This window comes from Leclercia sp. W6 (genome assembly GCF_003336345.1).
Lineage (GTDB): Bacteria > Pseudomonadota > Gammaproteobacteria > Enterobacterales > Enterobacteriaceae > Enterobacter.
This window is the reverse complement of record NZ_CP031104.1, coordinates 888,873-905,154: the sequence shown is the minus strand read 5'-3', so window position 1 is coordinate 905,154 and position 16,282 is coordinate 888,873. Positions and strand designations below refer to the sequence as shown.

Annotated in this window: 12 protein-coding genes; 4 read left to right on the top strand and 8 right to left on the bottom strand. The window is 61.5% G+C overall.

Annotation, left to right across the window (positions count from 1 at the left end; translation table 11 throughout):
- Window positions 1-106: 106 nt before the first annotated feature.
- The 6 genes from DVA43_RS04490 to nasR form a co-directional block, all read right to left on the bottom strand.
- Entirely contained in the window at window positions 107-2,617 is a 2,511-nt protein-coding gene (locus DVA43_RS04490) for a nitrate reductase (protein WP_114314709.1), read from the bottom strand.
- Entirely contained in the window at window positions 2,614-6,594 is a 3,981-nt protein-coding gene (gene nirB, locus DVA43_RS04485) for a nitrite reductase large subunit NirB (protein ID WP_114314708.1), read from the bottom strand. The genes DVA43_RS04490 and nirB overlap by 4 nt, the downstream gene beginning before the upstream one ends.
- Before the next feature lie 11 nt (window positions 6,595-6,605).
- On the bottom strand, window positions 6,606-7,394 hold the full coding sequence (locus DVA43_RS04480; protein WP_103179937.1) for an ABC transporter ATP-binding protein: 789 nt from the start codon (window positions 7,392-7,394) through the stop codon (window positions 6,606-6,608).
- Between the two features lie 9 nt (window positions 7,395-7,403).
- A complete protein-coding gene (gene ntrB / locus DVA43_RS04475; protein WP_103822279.1) occupies window positions 7,404-8,291 on the bottom strand; it encodes a nitrate ABC transporter permease in 888 nt (295 codons plus the stop codon).
- A 1-nt stretch (window position 8,292) separates the two neighbouring features.
- Window positions 8,293-9,540, bottom strand: coding sequence for a CmpA/NrtA family ABC transporter substrate-binding protein (locus DVA43_RS04470; RefSeq protein WP_114314707.1), 1,248 nt, complete (start codon window positions 9,538-9,540; stop codon window positions 8,293-8,295).
- Window positions 9,541-9,769: 229 nt separating this feature from the next.
- Complete coding sequence (nasR, locus tag DVA43_RS04460; protein ID WP_114314706.1) at window positions 9,770-10,936, bottom strand: nitrate regulatory protein NasR; 1,167 nt, start codon at window positions 10,934-10,936, stop codon at window positions 9,770-9,772.
- Between the two features lie 73 nt (window positions 10,937-11,009).
- Here nasR and ychN point away from each other — a divergent pair, with 73 nt between their 5' ends.
- The 3 genes from ychN to DVA43_RS04445 all read left to right on the top strand — a co-directional run bounded on the left by ychN (window position 11,010) and on the right by DVA43_RS04445 (window position 13,709).
- Complete coding sequence (gene ychN / locus DVA43_RS04455) at window positions 11,010-11,363, top strand: DsrE/F sulfur relay family protein YchN (protein ID WP_114314705.1); 354 nt, start codon at window positions 11,010-11,012, stop codon at window positions 11,361-11,363.
- A gap of 106 nt (window positions 11,364-11,469) precedes the next feature.
- Entirely contained in the window at window positions 11,470-13,254 is a 1,785-nt protein-coding gene (locus tag DVA43_RS04450; RefSeq protein WP_114314704.1) for a methyl-accepting chemotaxis protein, read from the top strand.
- 212 nt (window positions 13,255-13,466) lie between these two features.
- Window positions 13,467-13,709: a DUF1883 domain-containing protein gene (locus tag DVA43_RS04445; RefSeq protein ID WP_103822284.1), complete on the top strand. Its 243-nt coding sequence runs from the start codon at window positions 13,467-13,469 to the stop codon at window positions 13,707-13,709.
- Between the two features lie 40 nt (window positions 13,710-13,749).
- On the opposite strand, the gene DVA43_RS04440 is transcribed toward DVA43_RS04445, so the two are convergent.
- Window positions 13,750-14,445: a gamma-glutamylcyclotransferase gene (locus DVA43_RS04440; protein WP_103179944.1), complete on the bottom strand. Its 696-nt coding sequence runs from the start codon at window positions 14,443-14,445 to the stop codon at window positions 13,750-13,752.
- Window positions 14,446-14,637: 192 nt separating this feature from the next.
- Window positions 14,638-14,868 carry a putative cation transport regulator ChaB gene (chaB, locus tag DVA43_RS04435; protein ID WP_103179945.1) on the bottom strand — a complete coding sequence of 77 codons (231 nt, stop codon included), beginning with the start codon at window positions 14,866-14,868 and terminating at the stop codon, window positions 14,638-14,640.
- A gap of 268 nt (window positions 14,869-15,136) precedes the next feature.
- On the opposite strand from chaB, the gene chaA reads away from it, so the two are divergent.
- Entirely contained in the window at window positions 15,137-16,237 is a 1,101-nt protein-coding gene (gene chaA / locus DVA43_RS04430; RefSeq protein ID WP_114314703.1) for a sodium-potassium/proton antiporter ChaA, read from the top strand.
- Window positions 16,238-16,282 lie beyond the last annotated feature (45 nt).

The window sequence follows — 16,282 nt, the reverse complement described above, 5'->3', positions numbered from 1 at the left end:
CCGGGTGGCGCTAACGCTTACCCGACCTACGTTTTCTGTAGGCCTGATAAGCCGTTTACCCCCGCACAGAAGCCGTAGGCCTGATAAGCGAAGCGCCATCAGGCGTTTACACCCTCACAGAAAGCAGTGCCTTCAGCTCCGGCACACAGGAGCCGCAGTTGGTGCCGCAGCGAAGTTTTACCCCCAGCGCTGCCGCCGATTCGCAACCTCCCGCGATGGCCTCGCGGATCGCGTTTTCTCCAATGCTGAAACAGCTACAGATGATGCGCCCGGGCTCAACACGCTCGCCGGGGTGCTGCCCGTTCAGCAGGGCGTGACGTTCGGCCAGCACTACCGGCGCGGTGCAAAACGCCGCCTCGATAACGCTGTGCGCCAACGCCGGTACGCCGGTGCCTTGCCAGAATCCCAGCATCAATGCCCCGTCATGCCAGGCCAGGAGGCTGCTGCGCTCGCCCGTCTGCGCGATTTGCAGCTGCCAGCCCTGCCCGGTGCAGTGTGCCATCACCCACTCCAGCAGCGGCTTGTCCCCCGCCAGGGTCAGGCGCGACACCCCCTTTGCCGCCTTGCGCCACCAGTGGACGTACGTCGGCAGGGTCAGTTCCTCCCGGCTGTAAAGCTCCCCCTGCCAGGCGGGCTGCCACGGCATCAGCCGCACCGCGGTTTGCTTGCTCTCCGGCTGACCGGAGTGGGGATCGCAGCGCCCCTCCACCAGCGCATTGACTTTGCCCTGGCGCGAAAAACAGCTGTTCCAGTGCATCGGGACAAACAGCTCCCCGGGGCGCTGCCCGTCATTGATCCGCGCCCGGGCCACCATCAACCCGCGCGGGGCGCTGATGCGCGCCAGTTGTCCGTCGCGCAATCCCAGCCGGGCGGCATCCTGCGGCGAGATCTCTACCGTCGGTTCATCGCGGTGCTGCATCAGGCGAGGCACGTAGCCGGTGCGGGTCATGGTGTGCCACTGATCGCGCACGCGTCCGCTGTTGAGGGTAAAGGGATAGAGCAGATTCGGCGTAGCGCCGTGCGGCTGCGGGTTGACCGGCACCTGCTGCGCACGAGTGAGTGCTTCCCGGTTGATCGGCCACTGCCAGGGCGTCAGCCCATCCCACTCTTCGCGGGTCAGCGGTGCCAGCGCCGCGAGATTGAGCATCCGTTCGCCGTCGTTTTCAAAGGCCGTCAGCGCGGCGTGTTCGGCAAAGATGGCGTGAGGATGATCCCAGGCGAAGGCCGCGCCATGGCCCAGTTTCTCAGCAATACGGGCGATGATCCACCAGTCGGGCTTCGCCTCGCCGGGCGCGGGCAGAAAGGCGCGCTGGCGAGAGATGCGCCGTTCGGAGTTGGTCACCGTCCCCTCTTTCTCTCCCCAGCCGAGCGCCGGAAAACGAATGTGGGCGAAGCGGCTGGTGTCGGTGTCGCGCATCACCTCGGAGACCATCACCAGCGGGCAGGCCGCCAGCGCCTGGCAGACCGCATGGCTGTCCGGAAGCGACACCGCCGGGTTAGTACCCATGATCCACACCGCCTTCACCTCGCCGCGGGCAATGGCCTCAAACAGCTCCACCGCCATCAGCCCCGGCGTCTGCGCCAGCCGCTCCGTACCCCAGAAGCGCGCCACGCGGCTCAAATCGTCCGGCGTGAAATTCATGTGCGCCGCCAGCTGATTCGCCAGCCCGCCCACCTCGCGCCCGCCCATCGCATTGGGCTGACCGGTCAGCGAAAAGGGTCCGCAGCCTTCACGCCCAATTTTTCCGCTCGCCAGATGGACGTTGATAATGGCATTGCACTTGTCGCTGCCGCTGGTGGACTGGTTGATCCCCATGGTATAGAGCGTCACTGCGCGCGGAGCCGCATTAAACCAGGTGTAAAAGGTGGCGACCTCGTCGGGCGGCAGGCCGCAAAATTCGGCCACCCGCTCAGGTGGCCAGTCGCTGGCCTGGCCGGGGTCGACCGCGTTGAGCAGCCCCACGAACAGCCCGGCGTCGCTGCCCGGCGTCAGGGCCAGATGCAGATCGGCAATGTCGCAGGTCGCGGTACGTCGCGGGTCGATCACCACCACCTTCAGCGCCGGATTATCAATCTTCGCCTGCGCCAGGCGTTGATAGAGCACTGGGTGCGTCCAGGCGGCGTTCGAGCCCACCAGCACCACCAGATCGGTCTGCTCGATGTCTTCGTAGCTGCACGGGACAATGTCTTCGCCAAAGGCGCGCTTGTAGCCCACCACCGCCGAGGACATGCAGAGCCGGGAGTTGGTATCGATATTGGCCGCGCCGATAAAGCCCTTCATCAGCTTGTTGGCAGCGTAGTAATCCTCGGTCAGCAGCTGACCGGAGGCATAAAAGGCTACCGCCTGCGGCCCATGTTTTTCAATAATCTCCCCCAGCCGCGCACCCGCGATATCCAGCGCCTGCTCCCAGCTCACCGGCTGGTTGTCCACCTCCGGGTGCAGCAGGCGGCCCACTAAACCGGTGGTCTCCCCCAACGCCGAGCCTTTGACGCACAGCCTACCGAAGTTGGCCGGATGGCTGTCGTCACCGCGCACGCTCACCTCGCCGTTTTCGACGCGGGCGATCACGCCGCAGCCTACGCCGCAGTATGGACAGGTCGTTTGGGTTTCCGTCATGAGGCCTCCGCGCGCATCACCAGCTCTTCACTGCCCACCTGCACCCGGTCGCCATCGACTCTGACTGGCCAGGCGCGCACCGCCACTTCCCCGGTTTCAACATGGCGCCCGTCGCGCAGGCGGATCCGCGTTTTATACAGCGGGGAAATCACCACCGGCTCGCCTCCGGCATCCCCGAGAATGCCGCGCGACAGTACGCTGGCGCTGCCGCCCGGCTCGCGATCCTCAAGGGCATAAATCGCCTTGCCAAAGCGGAACAGCGCAATGGGCTGCGTACCCAGACGGGCGCCAATGCCCGCCTGTTCTGGGATCTCGTCCAGGGTACAGATATCCTGCCAGCGTTTTGTGGATACTGGCGCGGCGTCGAGGGTACGGAACTGCGCCAGACGGCCCGGGTCCTGCAAAGTGGTCTGCCATTCGCACTGATAGGTATCCACCACCCGCTGCATCTCCTGCTCCAGCTCGGCGGCAATGCCGAGGCTGTCGTCGATGATCACCTCGCGCAGGTATTCCAGCCCGCCCTCGAGGTTATCCCGCCAGGTGCTGGTGCGCTGCAGGCGATCGGCGGTGCGGATATAGAACATCAGGAAGCGGTCGACGTAGCGCAGGAGCGTGGCGTCGTCGAGATCGCTGGCGAACAGATCCGCGTGGCGCGGCTTCATGCCGCCGTTGCCGCACAGATAGAGGTTCCACCCCTTGTCGGTGGCGATCACCCCCACATCCTTGCTCTGGGCTTCGGCACACTCACGGGTGCAGCCGGAAACGGCCATCTTGATCTTGTGCGGGGCGCGCAGCCCCTTGTAACGGTTCTCCAGCGTCACCGCCAGCCCGGTCGAGTCCTGCACCCCGTAGCGGCACCAGGTAGATCCGACGCAGGATTTCACCGTGCGCAGGGATTTGCCGTAGGCGTGCCCGGTTTCAAACCCGGCGTCGATCAGCTGCTGCCAGATCTCCGGGAGCTGTTCCAGCCGGGCACCAAACAGGTCGATACGCTGTCCGCCGGTGATTTTGCTGTAGAGCTGGTAGCGTTTGGCGATCTGCCCGATGGCGATCAGCCCGTCGGCGGTCACTTCGCCAGCGGCCATGCGCGGCACAATGGAGTAGGTGCCATCTTTCTGGATATTGGCAAAGTAGCGGTCGTTGGTGTCCTGCAGCGGCAGGTGGGCCGGTTTCAGCAGGTATTCGTTCCAGCATGAGGCCAGCACCGATCCCACCAGCGGCTTACAGATCTCACACCCATGCCCCTGGCCGTAGCGGCTGATGAGCTGTTCAAAGGTGTGGATGCGGTTGACGCGTACCAGGTGGTAGATCTCCTGCCGCGAGTACGCGAAATGCTCGCAGATGTCCTTTTTCACCTCCACGCCCTGGGCCGCCAGCTGGAACTCCATCACCTGTTTCACCAGGGCGCTGCATCCACCGCAGCCGGTGGCCGCTTTGGTGCACTGTTTTACCGCCCCAATGTCGGTGGCGCCGTTGCTGACCGCCTGGCAGATATCGCCTTTGCTGACGTTGTGGCAGGAGCAGATCTGCGCGCTTTCCGGCAGAGCCGCCACGCCCAGCGCTTTCGGGGCGCTGCCCGCCACCGCAGGCAGGATCAGGGTTTCAGGATCCTTAGGCAGGCGAATGTCGTTGAGCATCATCTGCACCAGGGTCGCGTATTCGCTGGCATCCCCCACCAGCACCCCGCCGAGCAGGGTTTTATTGTCGGCACTGACCACGATCTTCTTGTAGATCTGCTGCGGGCCGTGGGTCCACTGGTAGCTCTGCGCCCCCGGCGTGCGCGCGTGAGCATCGCCAAACGAGGCCACGTCCACGCCCAGCAGCTTGAGTTTGGTACTCATGTCGGCGCCAGTGAAGGCGTTCGCCTCCCCGGCCAGCGCGGCGCTCGCCACCCGCGCCATCTGATAGCCCGGGGCCACCAGACCGTAGATTTTGCCTTCCCAGAGGGCGCACTCTCCGATAGCGAAGATGTCCTTGTCGGAGGTGCGGCACTGGTTGTCGATGGCAATCCCCCCGCGCTCGCCCAGCACCAGGCCGCAGCTCCGGGCCAGCGCATCCTGCGGGCGGATCCCGGCGGAGAAGACCACCATGTCGGTCGCCAGCTCGCTGCCGTCGGCGAAGCGCAGCACCATCCCGCTGTCGGTTTCTGCAATCTCGGTGGTGGCCTTACTGGTATGCACCCCCACACCGAGGGCTTCAATTTTACGGCGCAGCATCGCGGCGCCGTCGTTATCGAGCTGCACCGCCATCAGGTTCGGGGCAAACTCCACCACGTGCGTATCCAGCCCAAGCTGTTTCAGGGCGTTGGCCGCCTCCAGCCCCAGCAGGCCGCCGCCAATCACCACCCCGGTGCGCGAATTTTTTGCATGGGCGGCGATGTTATCCAGGTCGTCGAGAGTACGGTAGACAAAACAGCCCGGCAGATCCCGGCCCGGTACCGGCGGCACAAACGGATACGAACCGGTCGCCAGCACCAGCTTGTCCCAGTGGGTTTCGTGCCCTGCTCCCGTGCGAATCACCCGGGCGTCGCGATCGATGGCGACCACCGGCTGGGAGAGTCGCAGCTCAATGCCGTGATCGGCAAAGAAATCTCCGGCCACCATCGACAGCGAGTCGGCGCTGCGTCCGGCAAAATATTCCGACAGATGGACGCGATCGTAGGCGGCATAGCGCTCTTCGCCGAAGACCACAATCTGATACTGCTGATGCAAACCGCGATTGACGCAGTCTTCAAGAAAATGGTGGCCGACCATACCGTGCCCAACCACAACCAGAGTAGGTTTTGTCATAGCGTTCTGTCCTGCAACCTGCGGCTGCGTAGTGAATCGATCGAACAGCCAGTCCGCCTGAGCGGTTTCTGACGTTGCCAGTAAATCGGTGAGGGTGGCCGCGCTGCGACACTCCCCCATCAGCAGCACGCCTGCCAGCGTACCGTTGCGAACCAGTAGACGGCGATAGTGGCGGGTCAGCGGGTCCCAGCTGGTCCACACCGCATCTTTTTCCTGCGCGATAACCTCACCAGCGCTGAACAGCTCAATACCGGTCACCTTCAGGCGCATGCCGTTTTGCGTGGGGATAAAGGGGGCGACGCACTCCCCGGCGAGACGGGCGGCGAGGATCTCCGCCTGGGCGAGGCACGGCGCCACCAGCCCCCAGGTCTCGCCGTTTAATTCACAGCACTCGCCGATGGCGCTGATGCCCGTAATGTCAGTGCGCATCTGGTTATCCACCAGGATCCCCCGGCCGCAGGGCACACCACTGGCCTGCGCCAGGGCGATATTGGGCAACACGCCCGTCGCCAGTACCACCCGGGTGGCGGCCAGGGTGCGCCCGTCGCTGAGGGTGACGCTGTCCGGGGCGATCTGCGACAACCCGGCGTTCAGTTCACAGCCGATACCCCGCTCGCAAAGCGCCTGCTCCAGCAGCAGACCCGCCTGCTGATCGAGCTGCTGCTCCATCAGCCACGGACCGCGGTGGACTAACGTGACGTTGTCACCACGCTGTCTTAACGCTGCGGCGGCTTCCACGCCGAGTACGCCACCCCCCAGCACCACCGCCGGGCCGGGCGTCGCCAGAATGGCGGCCACATCCTCCAGAGTGCGAAAGGTAAAGACGTGGGGCAGATGGCTGCCAGGGATGGGCGGCACGAACGGCTGGGAACCGGTGGCAAAGACCAGTTCATCCCATACGAACTGTCGGCTGTCGGTACGCAGCGTTCGGGCGCTAAAATCCACTGCCCGCACCCGCTCGCCGCACACCACGGTGATGCCGCGCGTCCGATACCAGCTCTCATCATGAAGCTGTGTCGCCGCCGCCTCTTTCTCGCCCCCCAGCACCGGCGAAAGCTGTATGCGGTTGTAGGCGTGTACGCGCTCCTCGCCGATGAGGGTGATCTCAAAGCGGCCTGGCGCGCGCTCGGTCAAAGACTCAACCAGCCGTGTTGCCGCCAGTCCGTTTCCAATAATGACCAGGCGCATGGTTATGCTCCTCAGGCCGCTTTCGGCTGTTTTTCATAGAGGAAGTGCAGGATCTGCTGGCGCATATGGTGATAGCGGCTCTCCTCCGCCAGCTGCACCCGGTTGCGCGGGCGCGGCAGGTCGACACGCAAAATCTCGCCTACCGTTGCCGCCGGGCCGTTGGTCATCATCAGCACCCGATCCGAGAGCAGCACCGCTTCGTCCACGTCGTGGGTGATCAGCACGATGGTGGTGTTCAGCTCCTGCTGAATGTGCATCACCGAATCTTGCAGATGGGCGCGGGTCAGGGCATCCAGCGCGCCAAACGGCTCATCCATCAGCAGCACTTTTGGCTTCATCGCCAGGGCGCGGGCAATCCCCACCCGCTGCTTCATGCCGCCGGAGATCTCTCCCGGCCGCTTGTGAATGGCGTGCCCCATCTGCACCCGCTCGAGGTTGTGTTCGATCCACTCCCGCCGCTCGGCTTTGCTCATGCTACGGCGGAACACCTGATCCACCGCCAGCGCTACGTTGTCGAAGCAGGTGAGCCACGGCAGCAGGGAGTGGTTCTGGAACACCACCGCCCGCTCCGGCCCTGGCCCGGCGATCTCGCGGTTATCGCAGAGAAGCCCGCCTTCTGTCGGCAACGTGATGCCGGCGATCAGGTTCAGCAGCGTCGATTTACCGCAGCCGGAGTGACCGATCAGGCTGATGGTCTCCCCTTCGTGAATATCAAAAGAGACGTTCTGCAACGCCAGAAACTCGCCGCTGGCGGTGGAAAAACGCTGGCTGACGGCCTGGACCTGAATTAAGGGTTTCATGTGCGCTCCTTATTTTTCCTGCCAGCTGAAACGGCGGGCAATGAGCATCAGCCCCTGCTCCAGCAGCAAACCCACCACGCCGATAATGACGATGGCGATGAGAATGTTTTCAACGTTGAGGTTGTTCCACTCGTTCCAGATCCAGAAGCCGATCCCCAAGCCCCCGGTGAGCATCTCGGCGGCGACGATCACCAGCCAGGCGATACCGATGGAGAGCCGCACCCCGGTGAGTACCGCAGGCAGCACGGCCGGGAAGAGAATGCGGCGCATCACCGTCCACTCAGAGAGCTGCAGCACTCGCGCCACGTTGAGGTAATCTTCCGGAATACGGCGCACCCCTTCGGCGGTGTTGATGACCATCGGCCAGATCGAGCAGATAAAAATGGTCCAGCTGGAGGCAGGTTCCGCCTTCTGGAACAGCAGCAGGCCGATGGGCAGCCAGGCCAGCGGGCTGACCGGACGCAGCAGCGCAATCAGCGGGGTGAACATGCGGGACATAAAGGTAAACCGGCCAATCATAAAGCCCAGCGGAATGCCGACGATCGCTGCCAGGCCAAAGCCGATAGCGACACGCTGCAACGAGGCCAGCACGTTCCAGCCCACCCCCATGTCATTGGGACCATCGCGGTAGAACGGATCGGCAAACAGCGTGATGGCCGAGTCCAGGGTGCTGAGCGGCGTCGGGAACCCTTTGCTGTTGATTGCCGCCAGCTGCCAGGCGATCACCAGTAACCCCAGGCCAAGCAGCGCCGGAATGATGCGCTGGAGCAGATCGTTGGTCCGGCGGGCAAACCCCGGAGTGCGGCGGCGGACCTGCACCGGCGGCAGGGTGATCACTTCCCCGCTGACCGGCTCGGCGGGTACGGCGGGTGCGGCTTTAATGTTGACGTTTTTCATATCAGGCCCCTGTACGGTGAATGGCGAAACGGTTGGCGTAACCCTTCGGATCGGTGCCGTCCCAGACGGTGCCGTCCATTAAGGTGCTGGTGCGCAGCGGCGATGAAGGTGCGCGAATCCCGCCCACGGCAGTGGCGGCCTCCTGCCAGATGTCGGTGCGGTTGATGCGCTGGGCGATAGCGGCGTAATCCGGGTCGGTTTTCAGTAGTCCCCAGCGGCGGAACTGGGTCAGGAACCACATTCCGTCGGAGTGCCACGGGTAGCTCACCGCCCCCTCCTCAAAGAAGCGGATCGGGTTGGCATCCTGCCAGCGGTTGCCGGTTCCGCTGTCGTATTCGCCCAGCATCCGGCCCGTGAGGTACTGCTCTTTGGTGTTGAGCCAGGCGCGCCGGGCCAGCAGCTGCGCGGTCTCCTCTTTGTTCTGCGGTGAGGCGTCGATCCAGCGCTGGGCCTCCAGCAGGGCGCTGACCAGCGCCCGGGCAGTGTTCGGGTATTGCTCTACCCACTCGTGGCGGGTGCCGAGCACTTTTTCCGGGTGTTCCGGCCAGATGGACTGGGAGGTGGCGGCGGTAAAGCCGATGCGATCGTTAATGGCGCGGGCGTTCCACGGCTCGCCGACACAAAAGCCAACCATATTGCCGATGCGCATGTTCATCACCATCTGCGGTGGCGGCACCACCACGGTGCGTACGTCGTCGAAGGGATTGATACCCGCACTCGCCAGCCAGTAGTAGAGCCACATGGCGTGGGTGCCGGTGGGAAAGGTGTGGGCGAAGGTGTAGGTGCCCGGTGCCTCCCGGGCGATGAGCTTCTTCAGCCCCTCGACGTCGCGCACGCCCTGCTGAGCCAGATCGCTCGACAGGGTGATCGCCTGTCCGTTCCGGTTGAGGGTCATCAGGTTGGCCATCGGTTTGGCTTTACCGGCGATCCCCAGCTCCAGGCCGTACAGCAGGCCATAGAGAATGTGCGCCGCGTCCAGCTCCCCGGCCACCAGCTTGTCGCGCACCGCCGCCCAGCTCGCCTCTTTGCTCGGCACCAGGGTGAAGCCGTACTTTTTATCAAACCCTTTCCAGGCCGCGATCGCCAGCGGCGCGCAGTCGGTCAGCGGGATAAAGCCGACGCGCACCGTTTCCAGTTCCGGTTTATCGGAGCCCGCGGCCCATGCGCCCTGCATCAGTCCCGGCAACATCAGCGCCCCGCCCGCCAGCGCACTGGCCTGTAAAAAACGCCGTCTTGTCCATTCCACCATGCTCACTCCTGAAAAAATGGCAAAAAAAAAGCGCCCGGCAGTGCCGAAGCACCGCAGGACGCCTTTATCCTCAAGAACGACACACCGCCATTGGCGCGTCGTTAAAATTGTTATGTTGAGTAATGCAAGGGTGATGCCAGGTTTTAAACGCTTAAATGACGGGGCTTTTCTGCCTGCCGACAGCGAGAACGCACCTCAACCATGCAGGTGTTGCCCATCCGGGGTGCATTTACTGCTGCCACAGGGCTTTGACCGTCAGCAACGCACGGGCGATATCCACCATCCGTTGATTTTTATCCATCGCCATCTTGCGCAGCTGGCACCAGGCCTGCTCCTCACTCATCTGCTGATGAGTCATTAACACGCTTTTGGCCTTGTCGATCACCTTGCGCTCCTCCAGCGTGTCGCGCATCGAGGCCAGCTGGCGGGAGAGCTGCTCAATCTCCTGCGCCTGCTGGCGCACCAGCGGCAGCAGCGGTTTTTGCGGATAGAGGGCCAGCGGCTCTTCCGTCTGCGGCTCTGCACGCGGCTCGTCGTCAGCCTGGCTAATCAGCGCCTCCACCGCCAGCATCAGATCGGCGATCTGCATCTCTTCCAGGGTGCGCAGATGTTCGAGGCGTTCGGTTTGCAGCGAGAACCAGTGCAGCGCCAGCACCCCCTGATCCGCGGCGGGTTGCCGGGTACAGGCCAGACGGCGCAACTGTTCGACCTCCGCCCCCGGTACGCTGAGATTGAAAGGATCGTGCAGGCTGGGAGGGGTCAGGGAGAGGAAGACCTCGAAACAGGTTTGCTGGCCGTCGATTCTGTCTACCAGCGTCTGACGCATCTCATCGCTGAAAAAGCCCTGGGTAAAGCCAATCGCTCCCAGCGCCCGCTCCTGCCCCACCAGCTCTTTGCCCTGCATCAGGCTGTAGAGCGCGACAAATCTGCCCGCGATTTGCGGGTCATCAATGCTGTCATTGAGTTGCGGCACAATACTGAGCAGGTTTCGCAGCATACGGCTATAACGCTCCATCGCCGCCGTAGCGGGCAGCGCGCAAGCCGTAATCGCTTCACGCAGCGCGGGAAGCTGCTCCAGACTTTGCAGGGCGTTGGCCACCCGCTCGCACAGGGCGCCACTGGCCATCACCGGCGAGCCGAGCGCCTGGTGCAGCGCCTGCACATGCTCGTCGACCAGCGCGCGGCTGGCTTTACACTCCAGGGCATAGAGTGCCCCTTCGGAACAGAGCCAGATGTTGGAGGCGCCCCGCTCGCACTGTAGCATGTGCGCAAGATGGCTGATCCGGCTCACCAGCGTGCCCAGTTGTGCCAGCTTGCACAGCTGCTGTTTACGCAGCAGCCTGGCCTGCTGGAACCATTCCGTGGCGCCGGGTGGACGGCCTGTGTTTATCGTCATGCTTACTCTCCCGGGTCAGTGTCTGCCGAAGAGAGAAGCAATTTTCGTGCCTTTTCATTATTCAGGAGTCAACATGCAGAAGATTGTGATTGTCGCTAACGGTGCGGCCTATGGCAGCGAATCGCTGTTCAACAGCCTGCGACTGGCGATTGCCTTACGCGAGCAGGAGAGCAACCTGGATCTGCGCCTGTTTTTAATGTCCGACGCGGTCACTGCCGGACTGCGCGGGCAAAAACCGGCGGAGGGCTATAACATCCAGCAGATGCTGGAGATCCTGACGGCGCAAAACGTGCCGGTGAAGCTGTGCAAAACCTGCGCCGATGGCCGCGGTATCAGCGCCCTGCCGCTGATCGACGGGGTGGAGATTGGCACCCTGGTGGAGCTGGCGCAGTGGACGCTATCCGCGGATAAACTATTAACTTTCTAATAATCCATCAGAAAAAATATTTTTTTCTTATGAGCGCGGTTCCAGCTTCAAGTTTGCCTGCCCGATGCCGATAGGCTTTTTACAACAACACAGCAGGTATTTCATTATGTTCAGGTCAATTCGCGCTCGTATTATTGCGGCGACGGTCGGATGTCTGATCGCCGCGCTTTTACTGAATACCGTGATTAATTTCCAGGTCACGCGTCAGGATAATCAACAGTCCCAACGTTCGATACTGGCCAGCACCAGCGCCAGCCACAGCATGGCGATTGCCGACTGGGTCAGCAGCAAGACGCTGGTGATCAACTCCCTGCAGAACGTCGTCCTGAGCGACGACCCGGTACCGATGTTTAAACAGCTGGCGCAGGCGGGCGGGTTTATCAACGTCTATGCCGGCTACGCCAGCAAAACCGCGAAGTTTTCCAACCCTGAGGGTGTACCTGCCGACTACGATCCAACGGTGCGTCCGTGGTATCAGCAGGCGGTGAGAGAGGATCGCGCCATCGTCACCGCCCCGTATGTGGATACCGGCACCAAAAAGCTGGTGGTCACTTTCGCCGTGCCGGTGAAAGAGAACGGCGAGCTGAAAGCGGTGCTGGCGGGCGATGTGGCGATGGACAGCGTGATCGCCAACGTGCGCGGCATCCATCCGACGCCAGCCAGCAGCGGGCTGCTGGTTGACAGCGAGGGTTCGGTCATTGCCGCCAGCGATCCCGAGCTGACCTTAAAGCCTTTTAAAGCGGTCATCAGCGGCGTCGATCTGGCTGCGCTGAAGAATGGCAACAGCGCCGAGGGGGAGTACAACGGCGTGGCGAAAACCTTCTCCGCAACCCCGATTGCCGGCACCCAGTGGCAGCTGATTGTCGCGCTTGACAGCGATGATGCGACGACAGGTATGCGCACCCTGCTGAAAGCCTCCTCCCTGTCGCTGGTTGTGCTGGTGCTGCTCAGCGCGGTGGTTGTGCATTTCGTGATTGCCCGCCTGCTGAAGCGCCTGTCGGATATTCGCGATGCGATGCACGCCATTGCCAACGGCACCAACGATCTCTCCCAGCGTCTGCCGGAGAAAGGTGACGATGAAGTGGCGCAGATCGCCCATGCCTTTAACGCCTTCAGCGATAAACTCGCGGTGGTGATGGTGCAGTTGCGCGACGCCAGCGCCTCGGTGAAGAACGCCGCCCGGGAGATTGCCGCCGGGAACCAGGATCTCTCTGGCCGCACCGAGCGGGCCGCCTCCAGCCTGCGTGAAACCGCCAGCGCCGTGGAGCAGATCACCGCCTCCGTGGCGCAGTCCACCGAATCTGCCGCCGTGGCGAACGAGCAGGCGGGCAAAGCTGCCGAGGCCGCGACGCGGGGCGGCAACGTGGTGTCGCAGGCGATCACCACCATGCAGTCCATCGAAGCCGCTTCAACCAAAATTGGCGATATCACCAGCGTGATTGACGGCATTGCTTTCCAGACCAACATTCTGGCGCTGAACGCCTCGGTTGAAGCGGCACGTGCCGGTGAGCAAGGACGCGGCTTTGCCGTGGTGGCGGGCGAAGTGCGCAATCTCGCCAGCCGCAGCGCCCAGGCGGCAAAAGAGATCAAAAGCCTGATCGACTCCACCACCGACAGCGTGGCGACCGGTTCGCGCTATGTGCATCTTGCCGGGCAGAGCATGAATGAGATCGTCACCAGCATTGGTAGCATGTCGGGGATTATGCGGGAGATCACCGTGGCAACCAGCGAGCAGATGAAAGGCATTCAGGAAATTAACCGCGCGGTGCTCAATCTGGACAGCATGGTGCAGCAGAACGCCGAACTGGTGGTGCAGTCGGCTGCCGCCGCCAGCGCCCTGCAGGGTCAGGCAGGCGACCTCGCTGAAACCGCCGGTCATTTCCGCATTTAATGTTAATCCGCTGCCTGAAAGCCGCGTAAAGCGATGTCCGCTGCGTGCTTTCAGGCATTTTGTCATTTTTGTTTAAGGCTTATGCCATTTTTTGATCAAAATCAGCACTCCGACCCCTCCCCTTTGGTGTTATGCCATGAGTGAATTGTGAACAACATCACGCTCAGGATTAGCCGCAAGGAGAGCGTTGTTTCCGGATACGGGGTAAAAAAATGGCACTGGTAAAAGCAAGTCTGAAGTTGTTTGGCGGGGATACGGTAGTGGTGCGCTGCTCAGAGCGTTGTCATATTCATCTGATGAGTAACAAAGCGCCACGTAAAACGCAGGCAGATATTTTAAGCGTACAGAACAGGGACAGCGCCTGGCTCACGGTGCCTTATACCGGAACCTGGGAGGTGCTCATCGACAGCCACAGCCAGTCGCTTGAGCACTCCATCAGCTACGTCGCAGCCTGATCATTCTTCGCCCGGTGGCGCACTGTCACCGGGCTTTTTTTCAGGCAAAGCCGGGGCGCAGCTGGCTTTCCGGCGATTCGTTATCCAGCAGTGCCCGCACCCGCGACACCAGCTCGTTCAGACAATCATCCTGCATGCCGAGACGCGTCAGCTCCTGATCGAGCGAGAAGAGATATTGTGCGTTGGTGCCAAGCGGGCCGCTGGCGGCGGCGATCAGCGGGGCGATGACCTGCGCGCGCGTGTCGGCCTCAAACAGCGGATGGCGCGGATCCATAATAAAGACCAGGGCGTTAACGGTGCGTCCATCATCCAGCTCCAGCCGACACCAGCTCGGCATATAGCAGCCCGTGATCATCTCACGCTTCCACAGCAGCGCCAGCTCCTCTTCCAGGGTCGCATCCGGCAGACGGTAGGCCACGCCGGTGGTGCGTCCGCCCTCTTTTAGTGCAAGCATACGGCCTGGCTGGCAGGCGCTGCCGCGTCCGGCGGTCAGGCGCAAACAGAAGGCACGATGCCAACCCGGAAGCGTCCCGGTTGCCGATTCAACATACTCCAGCGCCGGGTTCCACATCAGGGAACCATAGCCGAAGAGCCATACCGGACCGTTGTCCGGACGGCAGGCCAGGGTCGCAGCCAGCGACGCTGCGCGCTGCTCGGCTGACCACAGAAGCGACTCTTCGATCGCACCAAAGGCCGTTCTGCAGTCGGCCTTCATAAGAAAATCACGCGTTAACATATTGCACCTCCGCCACTGCCTGCATCCCTGCCCTCACTTTATGAACCTTCCGGGTCCTTTTACTGCTCAATTAGAAAGCAGTAGGGTGACGATATGCAATAATCTCGCCGGGTGCAACAGAGCGCGAGGCCGACCGCCTTAAAAGTCAAAGCCGACGGTGCAAACTATTAAGCACAGCCAATTAAGCAATGACTATTTCTTTTTATGCCACTTATCATCGTCTCCCTTTTCGTAGTCCTGCTTCACCGCCGCCCAGGCCACCTTATGAGCGGTCTCCTCACGACTGTCATCGCCCCGGCGGTCCTCTTTGTCTTTGTACTGATCCCAGGCGCTGTTAAAGGCTTCTTTGTAGATATCCTGCGCGTGGGCAGGCAGTACGTTCTTAACGTTATCCGGTAAATCAGTTTTCGATTTGTATGGCATATCAACCCCCTCTTTTTATTCACTTAATAAGTGTGGTCGACAATGCCGCAAGCTTCCAGTCGAATCGATAATCCTGGATTTCATTTTCTTAATCTACTGTTATTAAGACTCTATTTAACAAAAATATATTATTATGACGCTCTCGTGTAATAATTCCCATGTACCGTAAAATTAAGTAAAAGATACTCAGAGATTAACGGCGATCTGTTAATTTAACCTCCTCTTTTTCTATCTATAATTACAAGCACCTGCCAAAACGGAGAAATACATGACAACCACACACGAGACGGTGAAAACCCGTCATAAGGAGACGTCTCTCATTTTCCCGGTGCTGGCCCTGGCCGTGCTGTTCTTCTGGGGAAGCGCGCAGTCACTGCCAGTGGTCATCGGGATTAATATTCTGGCCCTTGTGGGTATTCTGAGCAGTGCTTTTAGCGTTGTACGCCATGCCGACGTGCTGGCCCACCGTCTGGGCGAACCTTACGGTTCCCTGATTTTAAGTCTTTCCGTCGTTATTCTCGAAGTGAGCCTTATTTCCGCCCTGATGGCGACCGGTGATGCGGCGCCTACCCTGATGCGCGATACGCTCTACTCCATCATTATGATTGTCACCGGCGGGCTGGTCGGCTTCTCGCTGCTGCTGGGCGGGCGCAAATTCGCGACGCAATATCTGAACCTGTTTGGTATTAAGCAGTACCTGATCGCCCTCTTCCCGCTGGCGATTATCGTGCTGGTATTCCCGATGGCGTTGCCGGGGGCCAATTTCACTACCGGTCAGGCCCTGCTTGTGGCACTGATTTCTGCGGCGATGTACGGCGTGTTTCTGCTGATCCAGACCAAAACACACCAGAGTCTGTTCGTGTATGAGCATGAAGATGAGAGCGACGACGATGACCCGCACCACGGCAAGCCGTCCGCGCACAGCAGCCTGTGGCATACGGTCTGGCTGGTGGTGCATCTGATTGCGGTCATTGCGGTTACCAAGATGAATGCCGCACCGCTGGAGACGCTGTTGACGGCGATGAACGCACCGGTAGCCTTTACCGGCTTCCTGGTGGCGCTGCTGATCCTCTCCCCGGAAGGGCTGGGGGCATTACGTGCCGTGCTGAATAACCAGGTGCAGCGCGCGATGAACCTCTTCTTTGGCTCGGTGCTGGCGACCATCTCCCTGACCGTGCCGGTGGTGACGCTGATCGCCTTCCTCACCGGTAACGAGCTGCAGTTCAGCCTGGGGGCACCGGAGATGATTGTCATGGTGGCGTCGCTGCTGCTGTGCCAGATTTCGTTTTCCACCGGGCGCACCAATGTGCTCAACGGTGCGGCACACATGGCGTTGTTTGCGGCCTATTTGATGACGATATTTGCATGATTGATTGCCGGGTGGCGGCTACGCCTTACCCGGCCTGGAACAGCG